The sequence below is a fragment of the Fulvimarina pelagi HTCC2506 genome (assembly GCF_000153705.1).
Lineage (GTDB): Bacteria > Pseudomonadota > Alphaproteobacteria > Rhizobiales > Rhizobiaceae > Fulvimarina > Fulvimarina pelagi.
The window spans coordinates 1760321-1779888 of record NZ_DS022272.1 but is presented as its reverse complement, the minus strand read 5'-3'; the positions used below and the strand labels follow the sequence as shown (position 1 = coordinate 1779888).

The window sequence follows — 19568 nt, the reverse complement described above, 5'->3', positions numbered from 1 at the left end:
CGGTTCAGCGAGCATTGGGCGGCCCAACTACGCTCCGGAACCCCTGCCTTTGCCAACGGGTCTCGGCCCAGCTTCTTTGGTCAGCGTCGACGACAACTCTAGAAACTGCATGCAAGCTATTGAACCGATGAGACTTTCCGTCAGGCGACCATGTGGAATGGAGCGATAAAATAATAAGACTAAAGCCATCTTTACCGAATGGGGCATCCTCATGCTAAACAAAAGCGCCTGTGCATGGGAGGAGTTTGCATGAGTAACTCGAATTTGTCGGGCGGTACGGATGGCCGCACTTCCGACGCATACTGGAAAGCCAACGTTCGTCTCATGGTCGGATGCCTGATCGTTTGGGCGTTGGTGTCGTTCGGATTCGCGATTCTGTTCAGGCCGCTGATCAGCGGTATAGCGGTCGGCGGGACCGATCTCGGTTTTTGGTTCGCCCAGCAGGGATCGATTCTCGTCTTTATCGTTCTGATTTTCTTCTATGCGTGGAGGATGAAATCTCTCGACCGCAAGTTTGACGTCGACGAAAAGTAATCGGGACGGGGAGGACAACACCTGATGGATCAGTATTACCTCAATCTACTCGTTGTCGGTGCAACGTTCGCGTTGTACATCGGCATCGCGTTCTGGGCCCGTGCCGGCTCGACAACCGAATTCTACGCCGCCAATCGCGGCATTCATCCCATCACAAACGGTATGGCGACCGGTGCAGACTGGATGTCGGCCGCATCGTTCATCTCGATGGCGGGTCTCATCGCCTTCAACGGCTATGACGCTTCGGCCTACCTGATGGGCTGGACCGGTGGCTACGTGCTCCTTGCACTGTTGCTGGCGCCATACTTGCGAAAATTCGGCTCGTTCACGGTGCCGGAATTCATCGGCGACCGTTTCTATTCGAAGACGGCCCGCCTGATCGGCGTCCTCTGCTTGATCGTCGCCTCGGTGACCTACGTGATCGGACAGATGACCGGCGTCGGCGTCGCGTTCTCGCGCTTTTTGGAAGTGTCGAATACGACCGGCCTCCTCATCGGCGCTGCAGTCGTCTTCTTCTACGCCGTTCTTGGCGGCATGAAGGGCGTCACGTACACGCAGGTTGCTCAGTACATCGTTCTGATCTCGGCCTTCACGATACCGGCGATCTTCATCTCGCTTCAGCTCACTGGTACCTTCCTTCCGCCACTCGGTCTTTTCTCCGAGTTCCGGGACACGGGGCAGCCGATCCTCGCGACGTTGAACACGGTTTTGGGTGACCTCGGCTTCGCCAGTTACACCGGCCAGCAGGATACGGATCTCAATCTGTTCCTGTTCACCCTGACCCTGATGATCGGTACGGCTGGCCTGCCGCACGTCATCATCCGCTTCTTCACCGTGCCAAAAGTGTCGGACGCGCGTTATTCGGCGGGTTGGGCTCTGGTGTTCATCGCGCTTCTCTACCTCACGGCTCCGGCCGTGGGCGCAATGGCGCGCCTCAACATCATCGACACGGTCTATCCGAATGGGGTCGGAGAGCAGGCACTTGCCTACGACGAACGGCCGGAGTGGATCAGGAACTGGGAGCTGACCAACCTTATCCAGTTCGAGGACAAGAACGGCGATGGCAACATCCAGATCTACAATGATGCAAACCCGGACTTCGAAAGCCGGGCGCAGGAGCTGGGCTGGAACGGCAACGAGCTTGAAGTCAACAACGACATTCTGGTTCTAGCCAATCCAGAGATCGCGGGCCTGCCTGGCTGGGTGATCGCACTGGTCGCCGCCGGTGGCCTTGCGGCGGCGCTTTCCACCGCCGCAGGTCTCCTCCTGGCAATCTCTGGCGCGGTATCGCACGATCTGGTCAAGGGGGCGATCAACCCGAACATCTCGGAGAAGGGGGAGCTGATGGCGGCTCGTATCGCCATGGCCGCGGCCATTGCGGTTGCGACTTATCTCGGCCTCAATCCTCCGGGTTTTGCAGCGCAGACGGTGGCTCTCGCCTTCGGCATCGCGGCAGCCTCGATCTTCCCGGTGCTGATGATGGGCGTCTTCTCCAAGACCATAAACAATCGGGGCGCAGTCGCCGGCATGCTCGTCGGTCTCGTCGTGACCCTCGTTTACATCTTCCTGCACAAGGGTTGGTTCTTCATTCCCGACACGAACACCTTCACGGATGCTGATCCGCTGTTCCTGTCGGTGAAGTCGACTTCCTTCGGTGCAATCGGTGCGATCTTCAACTTCGTCACCGCGATCCTTGTGTCTCGGGCGACGGCAAGTCCGCCGCAGCGGATTCAGGAGATGGTCGAGTCGCTTCGCGTTCCCCGTGGCGCGACTGGCGCAAGCGCACACTAACCGTTCGGGCGGCAAGCTCGACAAAATGAATGGCCCGCTCCATGGAGCGGGCCGTTTTCGTGTTGACCGCTTCGCTCAGACGCGCTTCAAGCGGCGGGCCGGCTCGAACCCTTCGCGCTGGTCCGCGCCGTTCGTGCGGCAAGAAAAAGCGTCAGCGAAGCCATGGCCCTGGAACTCTTCGCCGCTATCGCGCTCGCTCTGAGCGTCGGCGGTATCGTCTACGTTCTGCGCAAGATCTCTGGCGGCCGGCTGCCCAAGACGACGATTCCCGTCGTCGCGGCACTCTCACTCGTCAGCTTCGCGATTTGGGGCGACTACAGTTGGGCCTCTCGGACAGCCTCGGCACTGCCCGATCGCTTCGTTGTTATCGACGAGGTAGGACAGTCGAATATCTGGCGGCCTTGGAGCTTCCTCTTTCCCGTTACGGAACGTTTCGTCGCTGTCGATCTCGGCGGAGCGCAACGCAATTCGAATGACCCCAATAAGGTTCTTGTCGAACTCTATTACATGGAACGTCGCATTCCCGCCGAGCGCCAATCGATAGTCGTCGACTGCGGCTTCGAAACCGCAGCTCCCACAGAAGCGAACCAGACCGGCCGCTTGCGCGAACTGGTCTGCGCGTCGGTCTCCGAAGATACCTAAAGCCGAGCCGGAGATCCCGATCGGGGGAGGCGAGGTGGTCACCGGCCAACAGGTTCTGCTACTACGCCGCCGACAGCACGGTCAGCCAGCCGCTCAGCGTGAAGACTGCGAGAATCGTCGACAACAGGATCGTGGTCGCGGCCAGCTTTTCACCGGTGCCGAAATAGGCGGCAAAGAGATAGGCGTTGACCCCGGCGGGCGCCGCGGCAGTCAACACGGCGCCTTTCAGCCATAGATCGGTCAGGCCGAGCTCCGTCCCGATCAACCAGACCAGTCCGGGTTGAACGATGAGCGAAATGAAGGCGATCACGGAGGCAGACAGGATATCCCCCCTCAGTCCATACCGAGTCAGCGACATGCCGAGCGCGAAGAGCGCCACTGGGCCGGCTGTCGTTCCGATGAGCTGGGTTATTTCGTCGAAATGTCCGGTCAGCGGCAGGCCGGTGACCCGCCAGACGAGACCACAAGCAATCCCGATGATGATCGAGTTCGTTGTGAGATTGCGACCGGTTCGCTTCAGGATGGCGATCAGGCCTACACGCTCCGATCCGCCCACAGTTTCCTTCGCATCGAGCTGAACCGCTCGTTCCACCAGCAGCGTCGAGGCCACCATCATCACCGGCAAATGGATCGCTATGATCAGAAGGAGCGGCTCGATCCCGCGGTCACCGTAGGCGCGCTGCAAGGTCGGGAGTGCGACGAAGACCGTGTTCGCGAAGCTCGCAGAAACACCGGCGATCACGCCTGTTCGATGATCGGCCTTCACGATCCATCGGATGAGAACGGTGCCGGCGGTCCAGGCCACCACGACGCTCCCGAAATAGGCGAGCCAGAGAAAGCCGGGATTGGCATCGCCGAAAGAGGCTTCCGCCAGCGACCGAAATAGCAGAACGGGCACCGCAACTATAAAGACGAACTTCGCCAGTCCTTGCCCAACATCCTCCGACAACAGCTTCAGCCGCGCGACGAGATAACCAACTGCGATGAGACCGAAGACAGGTACGATGATGTCGAGGATGGTCTGCATGGTGTCCGGAGCGCGGGGGAAGCGGCGTGCCTTCGGTTAGACCTTCACCCGGCATGACGCAAATCGGATGGGGGTGTTGGAGCGATGCGCGCCGAAGTTCATTCTTTGCGCCCAATAATCTTCAACGTGCGCCCTTCGACGAGCGCTAATTTCAGGCTGTACCGAATAGGACAGAAGGGGCATTGCCATGAAAGCACTTGTGCAATCCGCCTATGGCGGGCCGGATGTCATGGGCCTGCAGGACGTGGACAGGCCAACGCCCGGCCCGGGCGAGATTTTAATCCGCGTCAGGGCTGCCGGTCTCAACCCGGTCGACTTCAAGACGCGCGAGGGCAAACTTCGTCTCGTCCAGCGCTACCGTCTGCCGATCGTCATGGGAAACGAACTGGCCGGTGTCGTCGAGGCCTGCGGGGATCGCGTGAAACGCTTCGTGCCGGGCGATCGCGTCTTCGCAAGGGTGGCGAAGGAGCGGCTCGGCGCCTTCGCAGACTTTGCGGCGGTCGATGAGGCCTTCGTTGCGGAGATGCCCGATGACCTGGACTTTACTGCCGCCGCCGGCGTGCCTCTGGCGGGACTGACGGCCCTTCAGGCGCTCCGCGACGAACTAAAATTGAAACCGGGCAGCCGGGTCTTCATTCCTGGCGGCGCTGGCGGCGTCGGAACCTTCGCCATTCCGATCGCAAAGTGGCTCGGCGCGCAGGTGACAACCACCGCATCGCCACGGGGCAGGGCATTGGTTGAACGCCTCGGCGCCGACTGCGTCATCGATTATACCATCGAGCGCTTCGAGGAGCGGATAGGCGACATGGATGGCGTTTTCGATCTCGTTGGCGGGGAGACGCTGGTTCGCGCCTTCGGTGTCGTGAAGCCCGGCCGCAAGGTCGTCTCGATCGCGGAAATGCCCGAGCCGCAGACGGCTCTCAAGGATCTCGGCCGCGGCTATGGCCTTGCCGCTCTCTTCTGGCTCGCGAGCTTCCGTCTGCGCCGGCTGGCGCGGAAACACGATGCGCATTATCGCTTTCTCTTCATGCATCCGAGCGGCGCGGAACTTGCCGAACTCGCCCGGTTGATAAAGGACGGAGTTATCGAGCCCGTCGTGGACCGTGTCTTCCGGTTCGCGGAAATCGGCGAGGCGTTCGCCTATCTCGAAGCCGGGCACGCCAAAGGTAAGGTCGTGGTGCAGATGTCCGAACCCTAAGCAATGGGCGCTCTGTCACTCGTCTGGCAGGACTGCTCTTGTCATGCTAGCGCTGTCCCCGCCCGCATCCAAGCTTCTTCCGACAGGACCGTCCCATCGCCCGCTTCCTCTGGCTCTTTCCGCCGCTGTTCGTGCTGCTTTGGTCGACCGGCTTCATCGGCGCGAGCATGGCAATGCCCTATGCCGAACCGTTCACCTTTCTTGCGATCCGCTTTGCCCTTGCCCTTGTGATCCTCGCAGCATTTGCTGTCGCGACAAGCGCGAGGAAGCCGGATGGGGACCAGGCGCTCCATTCAATGATCGCGGGAGGTCTCATTCACGGGGCTTATCTCGGCGGCGTCTTCTACGCCGTTCGTCATGGCCTCAACGCGGGCATCGCCGCGCTGATCGTCGGTCTTCAACCGATTCTCACGACATTGCTCGCTGGTGTCGTTCTCGGCGACCGGGTGAGGCCGCGGCATCTAGCTGGTCTCGCGCTTGGGTTGACGGGCATCGCGATGGTCATTTCGCCAAAGCTCGGCTCGGGCGGCGTGATGAACTCTCAAACGCTGCTTCCCGTCTTTCTTTCGGCCTTCGCTATCTCGCTCGGCACCATCTGGCAGAAGCGTTTTGCTGCGGGCGTCGATCTTCGAACCGGTACCGCGTTCCAGTATCTCGGTGCCCTCGTTCCAATGGTCGTCCTGGCCGCGTTCTTCGAGTCATATTCGATACGCTGGACCGGAGAGTTCGTCTTCGCGCTGGCCTGGCTGACGCTGGTGCTCTCTATTGGCGCGATCTTCCTGATGATGGTCCTGATCCGCGAGGGCGCGGTTTCGTCCGTCGCCTCTCTCATGTACCTGACACCCGGCGTCACCGCCGTGATGGCCTATCTGCTTTTCGGCGACCAATTAACGCCGATCCAGGCGGCAGGTCTCATCGTCGCCGCCGCAGGAGTGGCCGTCGCAACGCGCCAGTGGAAGCGGCGCCAGGTACCGCCGACTGCCTGAGCTTGCTCTTTGCATCTGGCCTCAGCGTTTGATCGCCGGGACCTCATTGTGAACATGCTCCGCCCCGGCGTGGTCGAACACCGGAGATCGCCCTTTCGCCCGTCTCTCTAGCTCTCTGTTCCGAACGCCGGATGATAGCTGATTTCGCCACGCGGCGCGGGCCCATGGAAAACAATCCTTTGAATATACTGCCGCGGCAGGCTGGAATAGGTAAGGGCATCGTCGCTCTCGAACGAAAAGCGAGAGTAGAAGTTCGGATCACCGACGAGGACGCAGCCGTTCGCCCCCAGCTTTCGGATTTCCAAGAGTCCCGCCTGGACCAGCCGCGAGCCGATCCCGCCGCGCTGATACTTCGGCCACACCGAGATCGGGCCGAGACCGAACCATTGAGGCTCTCCACTCTCGATCGTGATGCGCGAAAAGGCGATATGGCCAAAGATCTGGTCGGTTTCGTCGACCGCGACGAGGGAGAGCTCCAACGCTTCATCCGCACGTAAAGCGTCGAGAATGTCCGCCTCAGAACCGTCGCTCTCTTCGACTGCTTCGAAAGCCGCTTCGGTAAGCCGCCGGATGGTCTCGTGATCTGCGGCCCGTTCTTTGCGTATCGTAATTTCCATGCCTCTCACCGCTCTCGTCTTTGGTCCGGTAATACGAAAGGACATGGACTCGCGGTTGATGACAAGCTCTGACGCGATGCGTCGACGCTTGCGCGGTGTTTAAATCAACGAGCCCGTCAATAGGCGCCGTCGGTCTTGCTCAACATGCTGATCGGCGTCATCAGGAGAATGTAAAGATCGAAGCGTAGCGACCAGTTTTCGATGTAGTGGAGATCGTGCTCGAACCTCCGCTGGAGCTTTTCCGGCTGATCGATTTCGCCGCGCCACCCCTTGATCTGAGCCCAGCCTGTAATGCCGGGCTTCACCTTGTGCCGGCCGAAATAGCCGTCGACGATCGCTGTGAAGGTCTCGTTCCGGCTGGATTGTGCATGAAGCGCATGTGGCCGCGGCCCAACGAGCGAGAGATCGCCTCTCAATACGTTGAAGAGTTGAGGCAGTTCGTCGATCGACGTTTTGCGAATAAACGAACCGACACGGGTGATGCGCCTGTCGTTCTTTGTTACGATTTGCTTGGCTTCAGGATCGGAAAACTCATCGCGCAGCGAGCGGAACTTGAATATCTCGATGGTCTGATTGTTGAAGCCATGACGCTTCTGTCGGAAGATAACGGGCCCAGGAGAGTCGAGCTTCACCGCGAGCGCCGTCAGGAGGAGGATCGGCGACATGATGGCTATCGCGAGGAATGCGAAGACGAAATCGAATGCCCGTTTTGCGATCCAGTCCCAATCGGCAAGTGGGCGATCGAGGACGTCGATCATCGGAATGTCGCCGATGAAGGAATAGCTGCGCGGCCGGAACTGCAATGCGTTTTCGTGGGCCGACAGACGGATGTCCACAGGCAGCACCCAGAGCTTGCGCAACAGGCTCAGGAGTCGCTTCTCGGCTGAAAGCGGCAGGGTTACGATCAACATGTCGATGCGAGTTCGACGCGAGAAGGCGACGAGTTCCGCGATCGTTCCGAGTTTCGGATAGCCGGCAACGAGCGGCGGCGAACGGCGGTCGTTGCGGTCGTCGAAGATGCCGCAGATCCGGATATCCGAGTCAGCTTGAGCTTCCAGACCCCGGATCAATTGCGCGGCATTGCGACCACCGCCTACGATGACGGCGCGCCGTTCCATGCGGCCGTCCCTCGCCCATTTATGGATGAACGAGCATAGCGTAACGCGGATCAGACTTAGAGCGATAATCCCGCAGACGAACCATCCCGCTAGGAAGACACGGGAATGGTCGGCGCTTCCATAGATGAAAAACAGAGCTGCAGTCACGCCTGCGATCACGGCGATCCATGCAGCCGCGACCCGCCAGTGGGCCAGCATCGAGCGCCTGAGAAAACTCAGCCGGTAGCCACCGACGACATTGATCGAGAGGACGCCGAGCGTCGAGCCTGCCAGGATGATAGCAACATATGACCACAGCAGACGCGTGTCGGTTTCGACGTAAAAGACAAGGAAAAGCGACCCGATCGCCGCGAGAACCGCGAATTCGACGAGGCGAAGATAGCCCGTCAAGAGCCTGGGCGTCATGAAGTCGGTGCGATAGTGATCGGCGATCCGAGCTGCCAGCGCGTTGAGCTCGGCATGGTCGTGGTCGCTGCGCACTTCTACTGGTACGGGCTTCACCGCCGCGAGGCTTCGAAGATCTGTGATGTGCTCGCTCTGACTCAACTCGTCCTCCAGGGCGCAACAGACCCGAGCGTAAGGTGCTTCGGGAACCGGCGTCGGGGCGGATCGGCTCTGTTCGTCCTATTGTAAGAGCGAGTGACCTAATAATTGATCAATATGATCGGATAGAGCGGCCAAGGGTCTGGTCAGGCCGCCTCTGCATGCTCCTCGATGGTATTTGGCAGCCGGATAGCGACGATCGTGCCCTCGCCGAGGGTCGACGCGATACGGAAGCGGCCGCCATGCAGTTCCGTCAGGGAGCGCGCGATGGCAAGTCCGAGGCCTGTACCCTTCTTCGTCCGCGTCCATTCGCTTTCGGTCTGTTCGAATGGTCTTCCAATCTTCGCCAGATTGCATTGAGAGATACCCTCGCCGCGATCTGTGATGCTTAGTAGCACTGCGCCGCTACGCTCCTTTACGGAAACCCTGACTTCGCCCCCGGCATCACTGAATTTCACGGCATTTGACATGAGATTCATAAGAATCTGAGTGACAGCACGACGATCGGCGTAGATGTTGAGCTTCTCTGGCTGTTCGACGACAAGGTCGATCTGGCGTCTGGCGACGGACGCTTCGATCATGCGAGCAGATTCCGCCACCGCTTCGGTCAGATCGAAGATGCGACGCAACATCGTCGTTCGCCCAGTTTCGATCTTCTGCATGTCGAGAATATCGTCGATCAATTGAAGCAGAAATTCTCCGCTCTCGTGGATGTCATGCGCATATCCGGTGTATTTTTCTGAGCCAATAGGGCCCAGCATCTGTTGGCGCATAATGTCGGAGAAGCCGAGAATTGCATTCAGCGGCGTGCGCAGCTCATGGCTCATATTGGCCAAGAAGGTCGTCTTCGCCCGTGATGCCGCTTCGGCCTTGTTCTTCTCGATGCGGAAGCTGTGGTTCAATTCCTCGAGCTGAGCGGCTTTGCGCTCTGCATCGCTACGTGTCTCGCTCAAGGCGTGAATGATGTCGGTGAGACGGCGCTCGGATTCGTGCAAGCGGGTCTGATGCATCTTTAGCTGCGTGATGTCGGCGCCGATGGCGATGAACCCTTCAGCGGTCCGGCGCTCCGAAAGTAGCAGCCAGCGTCCGTCTGGCATTTTTATTTCCGAGGAACTGTCGTCGCGCTTCGACGAACTGCCGCTGACCTGTGCGCTTTCGATCGGCTTCCGCGACTTTCTCATGACTTGGGCGAGATTGGTTCCCGGCTTCGTGTCCTCTTCGCTCAGCCCGAAGACCGTGCGATATCGCGAGTTCGCCAGAATAATATCGTCTTCATTGTCACAGAGAACGAAGGTCTCCGGAATGTTCTCAATCGCGCTGTGAAGCTGATGGTGGGCTTCTTTCGTCCGCTCAGCAAACGCCTGCTGTTCGCTGACGTCCATGGCTATGCCGACGAGGTGACGTTCGCCCGAGGATGTCCTTGTTGCTTCAGCATGAGCGCGAAGCCACACGAAATGTCCATCGCGATGGCGCAAGCGGAAGGTCTTGTCGAACCGGTCTACGTTGCCGACGACGACGCGACAAAGTCTGTGCTTAACCCCGATATCTGCTGGGTGAAGCCGGTGTTCGAGTTCAGCGAAGCCGATAGAGGCAGTTTTCGGGCTGAAGCCCAGAAGTTCGTAGAGAGATCGCGACAACTGTACTTCGCCGCGTGTGACGTTCCAGTCCCAGAGACCTGAACGACCAAGGCTTAAAGCCGTGTCGACGAGCTCGTGCGTTTCGAGATAAGCGGTCTGTGCTTCGTTGGCGCGAGATGCTTGTCGGAAATAGGCGAGAACAATGGCAAGGACCACGAAACTCGTCAGCGAGAAAAGCGTGACATTGACCGCCAAAGCTTCCCGCCAGGCCGACAGAGCTGGACGCTCGATCTGGACAATCGTCCCGAGCCCGAGGCCGTCGGCGAGCATCATGCTCGATGTCTCGATCGCCTCTTCATTGAGGGTCCCGGGTACGGTCGTCTCTCCGCGTCCCAACTGGATAGCCGTCGGCGAAAGTGCCAGCTCGGTGACCAGATCCGTGCCGATCAGATATTCAGATCCGGGGCTCGCCGCGGTGATGATGCCATCGGTGCCGCTCACGAGAATAAATCGCCCGGGTTGCAGAAGGCCTTTTGGCAATCTGCTCGTCAAAAGGGCGTTGAGCGGATCAACTTCGGCTTGACTTTCAGTAAGGAGTTGGCTCTCCGCCGCAAGGAAACGTGAAGCGACGTGCAGATCCTGTTCCACATCGGATTCAATCGCGCCGCGATATTCGATGAGAGATCCAAAACGGACCAGCGCGACTAGGATCAGGAAAATGATCAGCAGAGCCGGGATGACCCGCCGGAGAAAGCGTTCAGTCGATGCGATCTGACCGGCATTGAAACGGGAAAAAGGGGCTGAAGAGGCGCCCAATTCCGGCTTGTCGTCGAGGAACCCCTTTAATTTGGTATAAAGGTCCCCCGCCGACGCGAATAACGCGTCTGCCCGCATGTCTGGATTCCTCGTTGCCGCACCTTGCGATTCGGAAACGCCGCACAACCGAATCACCAAGATATCAACAGACGAGAATCGGGTTGTCCACACCTTTCCAATAGGTAAATTTTTAATAATTCAGCTTGACACCGTCAGGCCAGGGTTCTGTCCACGATATCTCTCAGGTCCTTCGAAAGCTGTGGCATGTTTGCAAGTCCTGATAGTACGTCATGGATCTTTCTCTGACGTTCTTCTTCTAGCATGCGCCAGGTACGGAACGCGGTCGCCATTCGAGCCGCGATTTGCGGATTGATCGCATCGAGTTCCAGAAGACGATCCCGGAACCAGGCATAACCGCGGCCATCGGCCCGATTGAACGCGGTCGGGTTCATACCGGCGAAGGAACCGATGAGAGACCGGGCCCGGTTCGGGTTCTTCAGCGTGAAGCGCGGATGCCGATAGAGCACCTCGATCCTGTCGAGCGTCGCCGTGCCGGGGGCGGCGCCCTGAAGGGCGAACCATTTATCGAGAACGAGCGCCTCGCTCTCGTAGCGTTCGTAGAAGATATCGAGCGCACGCTGCGTCATCTCGTGGTCGGGGAAGCGGAAGACGAGAATGGCAAGCGCCGCCTGACGATCGGTCATGTTCGAGGCATTGCCGATACGCTCGAAGGCGCGGTCGGGTCTGCCCTCGCCGACGGCCGCATATCCGAGCGCCGCATTGGCGAGGGCTCGCTTTCCTGCGCTTGCCGCATCAGGCGAGAAACGAGCGTCCGCCGGAGTTGCATTGAGGAGGCGCTCGAACACGGACCGTCCTTTGGCTGCAATCGCCTCGCGCGCCGACGTCGCTGCGGCGTGGATTCGGTCGGGATCGACGTTTGCGCCAATGAGACGGGCAATTTCCATATCAGCAGGAAGATTGAGGACCTGCGCTCGGAAAGCCGGATCGAGGCCGTCGTCGCCGGCTGTTTCGACAATCGAGCCGACCAGTTCGTTACCGAGCGGGTCGGTTGGCTGGTCGCCCGTTTGGCTTCCCGCCTTCGCAAGCCGTTCTCCTACGAGGTCGTTCAAAGTGCGCCAGCGATTGAACGGATTTGGATCGAGCCGCGCCAGCGCGAGTCGATCAGCTTCGGACTGCGCGTGTACGAGATTAACCGGTGCCGAAAAGTCGCGCAGCACCGAAAGGAATGGCTTTCCACCGACATTCTCGAAGACAAAGCTTTCTTCAGCCTCGGAAAGCTGGATGACGTCGTCGCGAATGTCGCCGCCGCGGCTCGCGCTCACCGCCCGATCTTCTCCGTTCGGCCCGACCAGCCCGAACTTCACCGGCAGCAGCATCGGTTCGGTGCCTGTCTTTGCCGCACCCTGATTTAAAGACTGTGCGAGGGTGAGGGTGTAGCGGTCGTCGCTCGCGTCGTAGTCTTCGGTGATCGTGAGCGTTGGCGTCCCAGCCTGATGGTACCAGAGCGCGAAGCGAGAAAGGTCAGTACTGGCGGCATCCTCGAAGACCTTGACGAATTCTTCTATCGTCGCGGCATCGCCGTCGTGGCGCTGGAAATAGAGGTCCATGCCCTTTCGAAAGTCCTCGGGGCCGAGAAGGGTCGCTATCATCCGTACAAGCTCGGCGCCCTTGTCGTAGACGGTCGCCGTATAGAAGTTGTTGATCTCACGATATTCGCCGGGCCGTACAGGATGTTGGAGCGGACCCTGATCCTCGGGAAACTGCATCGATTTTAGTCGCCGCACCGAGCCGATCCGTTGGACCGTGCGGTCACGCTCGTCGGCCGTGAATTCCTGGTCTCGGAAGACCGTTAGCCCCTCCTTCAGGCAGAGCTGGAACCAGTCGCGACAGGTGATGCGATTGCCGGTCCAGTTATGGAAGTATTCGTGCGCGATGACGGTCTCGACGCCGGCATAGTCCTGGTCGGTCGCGGTGTCCGGGTCGAGCAGGACATATTTGTGATTGAAGACGTTGAGACCCTTGTTCTCCATCGCGCCCATGTTGAAATCGGCGATGGCGACGATGTTGAAGACGTCGAGGTCGTATTCGCGCCCGAAGCGGCGTTCGTCCCAGGCCATTGAGCGCTTGAGTGCGTCCATGGCGTATTCCGCCTGATGGGACTTACCCTTGTCGGTATAGATGCCAAGGGTCACCTCCGTTCCGCTCGCCGTGGTGAAGCTGTCGCCGATCCGCTCGAGATCGCCGGCGACAATGGCAAAGAGATAGGAAGGTTTTTTGAACGGGTCGTCCCAGACCGCATAGTGCCGACCGTCGCCAAGATCGCCGCTCTCGCCGGGATTGCCGTTCGAAAGCAGAACCGGCGCTGCATCCTTCGGAGCCTCGATCCGGACCTTGTAGGGGATCAGAACGTCCGGCCGGTCGTAGAAGTAAGTGATCCGGCGGAACCCCTCAGCTTCGCACTGAGTGCACCAGATGCCGTTAGACCGGTAGAGGCCCATAAGCTTGGTGTTTCTCTCCGGTACGATCCGCGTGCCGACGTGCAGCACAAATTCATCGTCTGCCGGTAGATTGCGGACCTTCAGCCGGTCGGCGCTCGCATCGTAATCCGCCTCGGCCACAGCCCTGCCGTTCAGCTTCAGATGGGTGAGGGTCAGCTCGTCGCCGTCAAGAACGAGAGGGGCATCTGGTGCCGTTCCGGCTCGGCGCTCGATCCGGATCTCACTGTCGATCTCGGCGGACCCCTCGAACAGCCGGATCGTGAGGAAGACGTCCTTGAAGACGAAGTCGGTCTCGGAATAGTCGGCGAGTTTGACGGTCTGGCCAGTCTCGGTGCGCAGCATCTGGAGGTCCTTTTGTCGATTGCACCGTAGGTAGACACGGCATCGCGATTTGCAATTTCGGGAAAGCTTTCGCTATCGAGCGCAAGGGCGCGACATCTGCGCCCTTCCACAATCCGCGTCCGAAAGCCACAACATGCTGCAAGGCTCCGCCGAAACCGAGAGCCCGATCTTCGGCGTTTCGCTCAAGCTCCTCTCGATCCTCTCCTTTGTCGCGATGCAGACCGCGATTAAGGCGGCGGGCGAGACCGTTCCCGCGGGCGAGGTCGTGTTCTTCCGCTGCTTCTTCGCCCTGGTGCCGGTCGCAATCTATCTCGCCTGGCTCGGCGATCTGAGGACGGCGTTTTCGACGGACGATCTGAAAGGCCATGCGATCCGCGGGCTGATCGGGGTGTCCGCCATGGGGCTCGGCTTCTTTTCCATCACGCGGCTGCCCTATCCCGAATGGATCACGATCAACTATGCGACGCCGCTGATCACGGTAATCTTCGCGGCGCTCTTCCTCGGAGAGCGTGTCAGGGCCTATCGCTGGACGGCGGTCGTGATCGGCCTTTGCGGCGTCGCGGTGGTGACCGTGCCGAGCCTCACCGTCGGGGCCGAGGCGCTGTCCGGATCGCATGTCGCCGGCATCATCGCATGTCTTGTCGGTTCGGTCTTCGCGGCGGTGGCGATGATCCAGGTGAGGAGGCTCGCGCAGACCGAGAAGACCGCCACGATCGTCCTTTACTTCATGCTGGCCGCGACGATCATCTCGGCCTTTTCTGCCCCCTTCGGCTGGATCGTGCCGAGCTTCGAGCAGGCGGTCTTCCTCGTCCTCGCCGGTATTCTCGGCGGCGTCGGCCAGCTCCTGCTGACGGCGGCCTATCGATATGCCGACACCTCGACCGTCGCGCCGTTCGAATATTCATCGCTGATCCTCGCCATCGCGATCGGCGCGCTCGTCTTCGGAGAGGCGATCAACGTCTCGACCCTCGTCGGCGGTGCGATCGTGATCGCGGCGGGCATCTTCATCATCTGGCGCGAGAGCCGGCTCGGCCTCGAACGGCGGAGGGCGCGGCGGGTCCGGACCTACTAAGCCTCGAGTTTATCTCATCCGTGCCTGGCGCGGATGTCTTTCAAAACTTCCGTGTCGATCAGGGCGTCGTCGCGGATGCGGTTGTCGTAGTTCTCCTGACCCATGAAGCGGGCCATGGCGGCGATCTCGGCCTCGCCCCAGAGGTCGTCCGAGGGCGTGCGCAAGAGGTCGAGGCGGGTGAGCAGCTCACGCAGATAGCCGGCGGTCTCGGCGTCGATGGGCACGAGGTCGGCATCGTTCGAGGGGAAATAGCTGAGGCGATGCAGCTGGTAGCAGCGCACCAGTTCCTCGATGGGGCTTTCGTGGTCGTAGACCTGGATGTCGACCATCCGGCCCGAGCGACCGCCATAGCCGCCGCCGGCCTTTACGACGAGGACGCCCGCCGCCTGAACGCCCCGGAATTCCCCGCCCGCATCGCGGCCAGCGGCCAGCGCTGCGATCAGCCGGGTCGCGAGGTCGCCGGTCGCCCGCTCGAAGGTTTCGACCATCGCGGCGAGCACGCCGTCGTTCGACAGAGAATTGCCGATCGCGATCGAATGCGCGCCCTGAAGCCCGCCGCTTTCGCCCTGCCATGTGCCGATCTCCGCGCCGGTGTGGTGGGCGCTCGTCCCGGCGAGGTCCATCACCGCGATCTGGCGCTGGCCCTCCGATCGATCGCCGCGGGTCAGGATCGAAATCACGTCCTTGGGTGTCGCGCCGAGGCGGAGGAGGTCGAGGCCGTCGCGGCCGTGATCGGGGTTGGAGAAGGCCTGGGTGTGGATCATGCCGGCGGTCGCATCGCCGTGGAGAACGATCGAGGCGACGCCGGGGAACTTCGATTGCACGGCCCCGCCGATGGCCTCGGTCTCGGGATCATGTCCGATGATGGAATAGGTCATGGGCCCTCTCGTCCGCCGTCGCCTTGCTGCCGGGGGCATCTGGCGCGGGGGCGGGCGGTGGCCAGCGTCGGAGCCTGTTCCGAACATGCGAATGCGTTCCCGCGCCGCGATCCGCGGCCGGGGTTTTCAGAGAAGCTTTCGTCGTCGCGCCGCGTGACGAGGGCGGCGAAGCGCCGGAGGCGAGCCCTCCGAACTCAGTTTGTATGCGGCTCACCTCCGGCGCTCCGCGCGGGATTTTCGCACTCGCTTCGCCGACGGTTCCCGCCTTGCCCGATGCCCCGCCCCGCCGGCACGCCGGCCTCGTTTGGAAGAGGCGGGGATGCCGCGCATGAGGCTTGGCATTGGGCTCGGCCCAAACCATCGGCGGCTGTTGGTGCTTCACGGAATGCCTTGTCGGCCTCCCGTTCAAGCGGACCGATCCGCACCCGCGCCATAGTACGCGAGGGACCAACGGAGCCGCGAGGCGTCCGGGACGTGACCCCTCCGGAAGAAGCCGCGCCGCAGACCCGCAAGCCATGCATCCCGAAGCGATCCCGGCGATCACCCGTGCCCTCCAGATGCGTGGCAAGGCGGATTATGGGGGTGCCGTTTGGGGTGGGGATAAGGTTTTTTGCGGATGTCGCGATTTGAAAGAGCTTCGTCATCCCAACGGGACTTAGAGAGCTTCGTCATCCCGGACTTGATCCGGGATCCATTCCTCTTCGATTTCGACATATTCGGTGGTGCCATCGCCACCTGCGTCAGGGAGGATGGGCCTCAGGTATGGATCCCGGATCAAGCCCGGGATGACGAGGAGGCGGGAGGAGGTGCGACGTCGCTATTTTCGTCGAGGATGAGAGGTCTCAGGAATGGATCCCGGGTCAAGCCCGGGATGACGAGGAGAGAATGGGGGTTTCGTCGCGACCCACATCAAGGAGGACGGAGGAGGTTCGACGTCGCTATCTTCGTCAGGAAGGACGGGCCTCAGGAATGGATCCCGGCTCGGGGGCCGGGATGACGAAGAGGAGGGGGAGGTGCGTATTGTCGGGCACCGAATTGAACGCTGGTTGGCTGTTTTGAACCTCGACGTCCTACCAGCCTACCCCTCGATAAAGCTCCGTCCAGTCCGGATTGGTCGCCTCGATGAGGTCGATCTTCCATTGGCGAGGCCAGCGCTTGATCGTCTTTTCGCGCGCGATCGCGTCACGGACGTCGAAATGTTCTTCGTACCAGACAAGACGCTTGCAGCCGTAACGGCTGGTGAAGCCGGGTGTCAGGGCGTTCTTGTGCTCGAATACACGGTGCGAGAGATCCGACGTCACGCCAGTGTAGAGCGTGCCGCCCCTTCTGCTGGCCATGATGTAGACGAATCCGGTCATGGCTAGAGATTGCGCGATGCGCGCACTGGCAGCAATTGGAGTTTGGTGTTCGAGGCGTATTCTTTTCGATGTTCGAGAGCTTCGTCATCCCGGATTTAATCCGGGATGACGAGGAGGAGAGGGTGTTCGCCCCTCTACACGATGTACGCCGGACGCCCTTACTGCGCCGACGAAGCCTCACCCTGCGCGGACGACGCTTCTTCGGCTGAGGCGGTTTCGGGTAGGGCCGTCGTCGTGAAGCCGGCAAAATCGCTCTTTGCGATCAGCGCGTGGACGCCCTTGGTCTTGTCGACGACCTGGCTCACTTCGTAGTCCGTCGCGGCGCTCAGATAGGCGAGGGCGGTCTGGGGGTCGATGCCGAGGCGGTCGGTGAGAAAGCCGATCGACGAGCGCACCGCTTCCTTCATCGCCTCGTCGAGATCCTCGTTGAGACCGATCGGGATCCAGTAGTCCGGCGTTTCGGCGAAGGGCCGGTCGAGGCCCGGCACGGGCAGACGCTCGTCGCCCTCCTTCAGCACCGTGAGGCGGAAGGTGGTGCGGGCGGAGAGTTCGAGCGCCGTCAGCGCCACCTCGCCGTCGCCCTGGCTGGCATGGGGATCGCCCGTATAGAAAAGCCCGCCATCCACCTCGATCGGCAGATAGAGCGTCGAGCCGGCGCCGATCTCGTTGATATCGATATTGCCGCCCCATTCGCCCGGCGGCACGGAGTTGAGCGCCTCCTCGGTATCGGTGGCAACGCCCATCAGCCCCATGAAGGGAATCGCGCGGAAGCTGATCTCGCCGCGGTCGCCGCCGTTGAGGACGCCGTAGATTTCGCCGCGGAACTGGCGGATCGGCGTGAAGATCGAGACATTGTTGTAGGCTTCGGGGTTCTCGGCCGAGGCGTTCTCCTCCGGCTTCGGGCCCAGCGGATATTCGCCCGGCAGCGCGCCCTTGCCGTGGCGGTTGGAGATGACGCCATAGGGCACGCGCGGCTCGATGGTGAGCGTCTCGATCATCAGGATGTCGCCGGCTTCCGCGCCCTCGATGGCGATCGGGCCGGTGACGACATGCGGGCCGTCGCCCGCGAAATCATGCTCCAACTCGGAGGCGGTCAGCGCCACCGCATCGGTGATGACCTGATCCTCCGACACGCCGAACTGGCCGAACCAGGCGACCGGGTCGCGGCCCTGATCTTCGAGAATGCCCTCGTGGGAAATGGTGTCGACGGTGACGGTCGCGCCGGAGGGCACGGTGAGGATCGGCTGGGAGGCGCGGTTCGGCAGCCGGCCCCAGGTGACGTTCTCCGTCGTCGACGGGACGTAGTATTCGCCCGGAAGGCCGGCCTCGGCCGGCGCCGGGCCGGTTGCGGCATCGAGCGGCTGGACTGCGGCGTTCTGTCCCTCGAAGCTGTCGACGCGGATGGGCTCGGCGACCGGCGGGCGCTCGGTGGTCGCCTCGGACATGGCGTCCGATTGGGCATTCTGCGCGGCTGCCGCACAGATGGTCAGTGCCGTTCCGGCGGCGAGAGCTGAGAGAATAAAGGTGATGCGGGTCATGCGCGGTCCTTTCGGTTTCAGGTCGAACAGGACGGAGCAAGGGATGTGCCATGCGGGTGGTGGGTTCGGACGGTGGGCTTCGCGCTGCCAACAATATTTAGCAGTCTTCGTGGGCGGCGCGTATCCATTGAGCTTCCCAAGACCCGAGAGCCTCGACGTCGCAATAAGCTTCGTCATCCCGGACTTGATCCGGAATGACGCGGAAAGGAGCTAATCATCTTTGAAAGGATCGCCTTATCAAGGCATCCCAAGCGTTGCCTCTCTGCATTGAGGCACAAGCAAATCTTACGGCGTCAGTATGTCCTCAACGGAATAAGTCACTTACAGATGCGGGACAGCCGTCATAGGGCTCATGTGAGCGTAGGTTGAATTGAATTCTATTATCGAAGTAATATAACCTTGTTAACGTGACGTACGAATTACCGTGCAAAGCGCTTTACCGTATTCAATCATGTCAGAGATTGCTTCTTCCGTATCCAATCGACAAATCGGATATAACTCGGACCCACCGTAGTTGGGGTTTATATCTGCTTGATGTGCTAGTCTATTTCGCCAGTCTACTATGTCTCGAAGCCTGGATTTTGCTTCCTGTTCCGATACCTTCAGTTCCGTGGCCATCTTTTCCCAAGGCTTATCCACCAATACACGGACGATGGCAGCAAACTTGTCGGGTGCGACAAAAGATTTGTAGCTGTTAGTTGCGACAATAAAGTTAGAAAGCTCTTTTTTTCTATTCAGGAGATCAGGGCCGAGGCTTAGGGGAACATGGAAGGAGGGTTCAATTTTCCCGCCTTCTATGCGGTGCAAGCACTCACGATGGAAAATTTCATGAACTAAATAATCAAATGCACTCACAACCAATATTATTGAAGATCGCAGTAAATCATCGTAATCAATGAGTTTTGTTTGATGGCTAGAGTTCAGATATTGGTGGAGACCGCAAAGCGACTTCGCACGGGTTGAGCAGTCATCAAATTTTTTGAAGCTAATTTCTACATGGTCGGTCATGAGG

At 60.3% G+C, this 19568-nt stretch carries 15 protein-coding genes; 6 read left to right on the top strand and 9 right to left on the bottom strand.

Annotation, left to right across the window (positions count from 1 at the left end; all coding sequences use genetic code 11):
* The first annotated feature begins 249 nt into the window (after nucleotides 1–249).
* The 3 genes from FP2506_RS08350 (at nucleotide 250) to FP2506_RS08340 (ending at nucleotide 2967) form a co-directional block, all read left to right on the top strand.
* Nucleotides 250–534 carry a DUF4212 domain-containing protein gene (locus FP2506_RS08350; RefSeq protein ID WP_050765049.1) on the top strand — a complete coding sequence of 95 codons (285 nt, stop codon included), beginning with the start codon at nucleotides 250–252 and terminating at the stop codon, nucleotides 532–534.
* 24 nt (nucleotides 535–558) lie between these two features.
* A complete protein-coding gene (locus tag FP2506_RS08345) occupies nucleotides 559–2325 on the top strand; it encodes a sodium:solute symporter family protein (protein WP_007067004.1) in 1767 nt (588 codons plus the stop codon).
* 162 nt (nucleotides 2326–2487) lie between these two features.
* Nucleotides 2488–2967, top strand: a complete 480-nt coding sequence (locus tag FP2506_RS08340) for a hypothetical protein (RefSeq protein ID WP_007067003.1) — start codon at nucleotides 2488–2490, stop codon at nucleotides 2965–2967.
* Nucleotides 2968–3028: 61 nt separating this feature from the next.
* On the opposite strand, the gene FP2506_RS08335 is transcribed toward FP2506_RS08340, so the two are convergent.
* Nucleotides 3029–3994 carry an AEC family transporter gene (locus FP2506_RS08335; RefSeq protein ID WP_007067002.1) on the bottom strand — a complete coding sequence of 322 codons (966 nt, stop codon included), beginning with the start codon at nucleotides 3992–3994 and terminating at the stop codon, nucleotides 3029–3031.
* A gap of 187 nt (nucleotides 3995–4181) precedes the next feature.
* Between FP2506_RS08335 and FP2506_RS08330 the strand changes: the two genes are divergently transcribed.
* Together FP2506_RS08330 and FP2506_RS08325 are read left to right on the top strand one after the other, a co-directional pair.
* Nucleotides 4182–5192 (top strand): NADP-dependent oxidoreductase, encoded by a 1011-nt coding sequence (locus FP2506_RS08330; RefSeq protein WP_007067001.1) that lies wholly within the window; start codon nucleotides 4182–4184, stop codon nucleotides 5190–5192.
* Between the two features lie 131 nt (nucleotides 5193–5323).
* Nucleotides 5324–6178 carry a DMT family transporter gene (locus FP2506_RS08325; protein WP_007067000.1) on the top strand — a complete coding sequence of 285 codons (855 nt, stop codon included), beginning with the start codon at nucleotides 5324–5326 and terminating at the stop codon, nucleotides 6176–6178.
* A gap of 107 nt (nucleotides 6179–6285) precedes the next feature.
* Here FP2506_RS08325 and FP2506_RS08320 read toward each other — a convergent pair whose 3' ends face one another.
* The 4 genes from FP2506_RS08320 to pepN all read right to left on the bottom strand — a co-directional run bounded on the left by FP2506_RS08320 (nucleotide 6286) and on the right by pepN (nucleotide 13710).
* Nucleotides 6286–6795 (bottom strand): GNAT family N-acetyltransferase, encoded by a 510-nt coding sequence (locus tag FP2506_RS08320; protein WP_007066999.1) that lies wholly within the window; start codon nucleotides 6793–6795, stop codon nucleotides 6286–6288.
* A gap of 116 nt (nucleotides 6796–6911) precedes the next feature.
* Nucleotides 6912–8459 carry an undecaprenyl-phosphate glucose phosphotransferase gene (locus tag FP2506_RS08315; protein ID WP_244404145.1) on the bottom strand — a complete coding sequence of 516 codons (1548 nt, stop codon included), beginning with the start codon at nucleotides 8457–8459 and terminating at the stop codon, nucleotides 6912–6914.
* A 143-nt stretch (nucleotides 8460–8602) separates the two neighbouring features.
* Nucleotides 8603–10927, bottom strand: a complete 2325-nt coding sequence (locus tag FP2506_RS08310) for a PAS domain-containing sensor histidine kinase (protein WP_007066997.1) — start codon at nucleotides 10925–10927, stop codon at nucleotides 8603–8605.
* Between the two features lie 134 nt (nucleotides 10928–11061).
* Nucleotides 11062–13710 carry an aminopeptidase N gene (gene pepN, locus FP2506_RS08305; protein WP_007066996.1) on the bottom strand — a complete coding sequence of 883 codons (2649 nt, stop codon included), beginning with the start codon at nucleotides 13708–13710 and terminating at the stop codon, nucleotides 11062–11064.
* Between the two features lie 133 nt (nucleotides 13711–13843).
* On the opposite strand from pepN, the gene FP2506_RS08300 reads away from it, so the two are divergent.
* Complete coding sequence (locus FP2506_RS08300; RefSeq protein ID WP_007066995.1) at nucleotides 13844–14782, top strand: DMT family transporter; 939 nt, start codon at nucleotides 13844–13846, stop codon at nucleotides 14780–14782.
* 14 nt (nucleotides 14783–14796) lie between these two features.
* Here FP2506_RS08300 and FP2506_RS08295 read toward each other — a convergent pair whose 3' ends face one another.
* The 4 genes from FP2506_RS08295 to FP2506_RS18705 form a co-directional block, all read right to left on the bottom strand.
* Nucleotides 14797–15660, bottom strand: a complete 864-nt coding sequence (locus FP2506_RS08295; protein WP_007066994.1) for a DUF1028 domain-containing protein — start codon at nucleotides 15658–15660, stop codon at nucleotides 14797–14799.
* A gap of 1070 nt (nucleotides 15661–16730) precedes the next feature.
* Complete coding sequence (locus FP2506_RS08285) at nucleotides 16731–17018, bottom strand: GIY-YIG nuclease family protein (protein WP_007066992.1); 288 nt, start codon at nucleotides 17016–17018, stop codon at nucleotides 16731–16733.
* A gap of 158 nt (nucleotides 17019–17176) precedes the next feature.
* Entirely contained in the window at nucleotides 17177–18556 is a 1380-nt protein-coding gene (locus FP2506_RS08280) for an acetamidase/formamidase family protein (RefSeq protein WP_007066991.1), read from the bottom strand.
* A 402-nt stretch (nucleotides 18557–18958) separates the two neighbouring features.
* Nucleotides 18959–19564: a HEPN domain-containing protein gene (locus tag FP2506_RS18705; RefSeq protein ID WP_148227514.1), complete on the bottom strand. Its 606-nt coding sequence runs from the start codon at nucleotides 19562–19564 to the stop codon at nucleotides 18959–18961.
* Nucleotides 19565–19568 lie beyond the last annotated feature (4 nt).

What these genes read in the sequence shown, in the direction of transcription:
- FP2506_RS08350 (WP_050765049.1), top strand. Translation starts at nt 250, where the DNA reads ATGAGTAACTCGAATTTGTCGGGCGGTACGGATGGCCGCACTTCCGAC.
- FP2506_RS08345 (WP_007067004.1), top strand. Translation starts at nt 559, where the DNA reads ATGGATCAGTATTACCTCAATCTACTCGTTGTCGGTGCAACGTTCGCG.
- FP2506_RS08340 (WP_007067003.1), top strand. Translation starts at nt 2,488, where the DNA reads ATGGCCCTGGAACTCTTCGCCGCTATCGCGCTCGCTCTGAGCGTCGGC.
- FP2506_RS08335 (WP_007067002.1), bottom strand. Translation starts at nt 3,994, where the DNA reads ATGCAGACCATCCTCGACATCATCGTACCTGTCTTCGGTCTCATCGCA.
- FP2506_RS08330 (WP_007067001.1), top strand. Translation starts at nt 4,182, where the DNA reads ATGAAAGCACTTGTGCAATCCGCCTATGGCGGGCCGGATGTCATGGGC.
- FP2506_RS08320 (WP_007066999.1), bottom strand. Translation starts at nt 6,795, where the DNA reads ATGGAAATTACGATACGCAAAGAACGGGCCGCAGATCACGAGACCATC.
- FP2506_RS08310 (WP_007066997.1), bottom strand. Translation starts at nt 10,927, where the DNA reads ATGCGGGCAGACGCGTTATTCGCGTCGGCGGGGGACCTTTATACCAAA.
- pepN (WP_007066996.1), bottom strand. Translation starts at nt 13,710, where the DNA reads ATGCTGCGCACCGAGACTGGCCAGACCGTCAAACTCGCCGACTATTCC.
- FP2506_RS08300 (WP_007066995.1), top strand. Translation starts at nt 13,844, where the DNA reads ATGCTGCAAGGCTCCGCCGAAACCGAGAGCCCGATCTTCGGCGTTTCG.
- FP2506_RS08295 (WP_007066994.1), bottom strand. Translation starts at nt 15,660, where the DNA reads ATGACCTATTCCATCATCGGACATGATCCCGAGACCGAGGCCATCGGC.
- FP2506_RS08285 (WP_007066992.1), bottom strand. Translation starts at nt 17,018, where the DNA reads ATGACCGGATTCGTCTACATCATGGCCAGCAGAAGGGGCGGCACGCTC.
- FP2506_RS08280 (WP_007066991.1), bottom strand. Translation starts at nt 18,556, where the DNA reads ATGACCCGCATCACCTTTATTCTCTCAGCTCTCGCCGCCGGAACGGCA.
- FP2506_RS18705 (WP_148227514.1), bottom strand. Translation starts at nt 19,564, where the DNA reads ATGACCGACCATGTAGAAATTAGCTTCAAAAAATTTGATGACTGCTCA.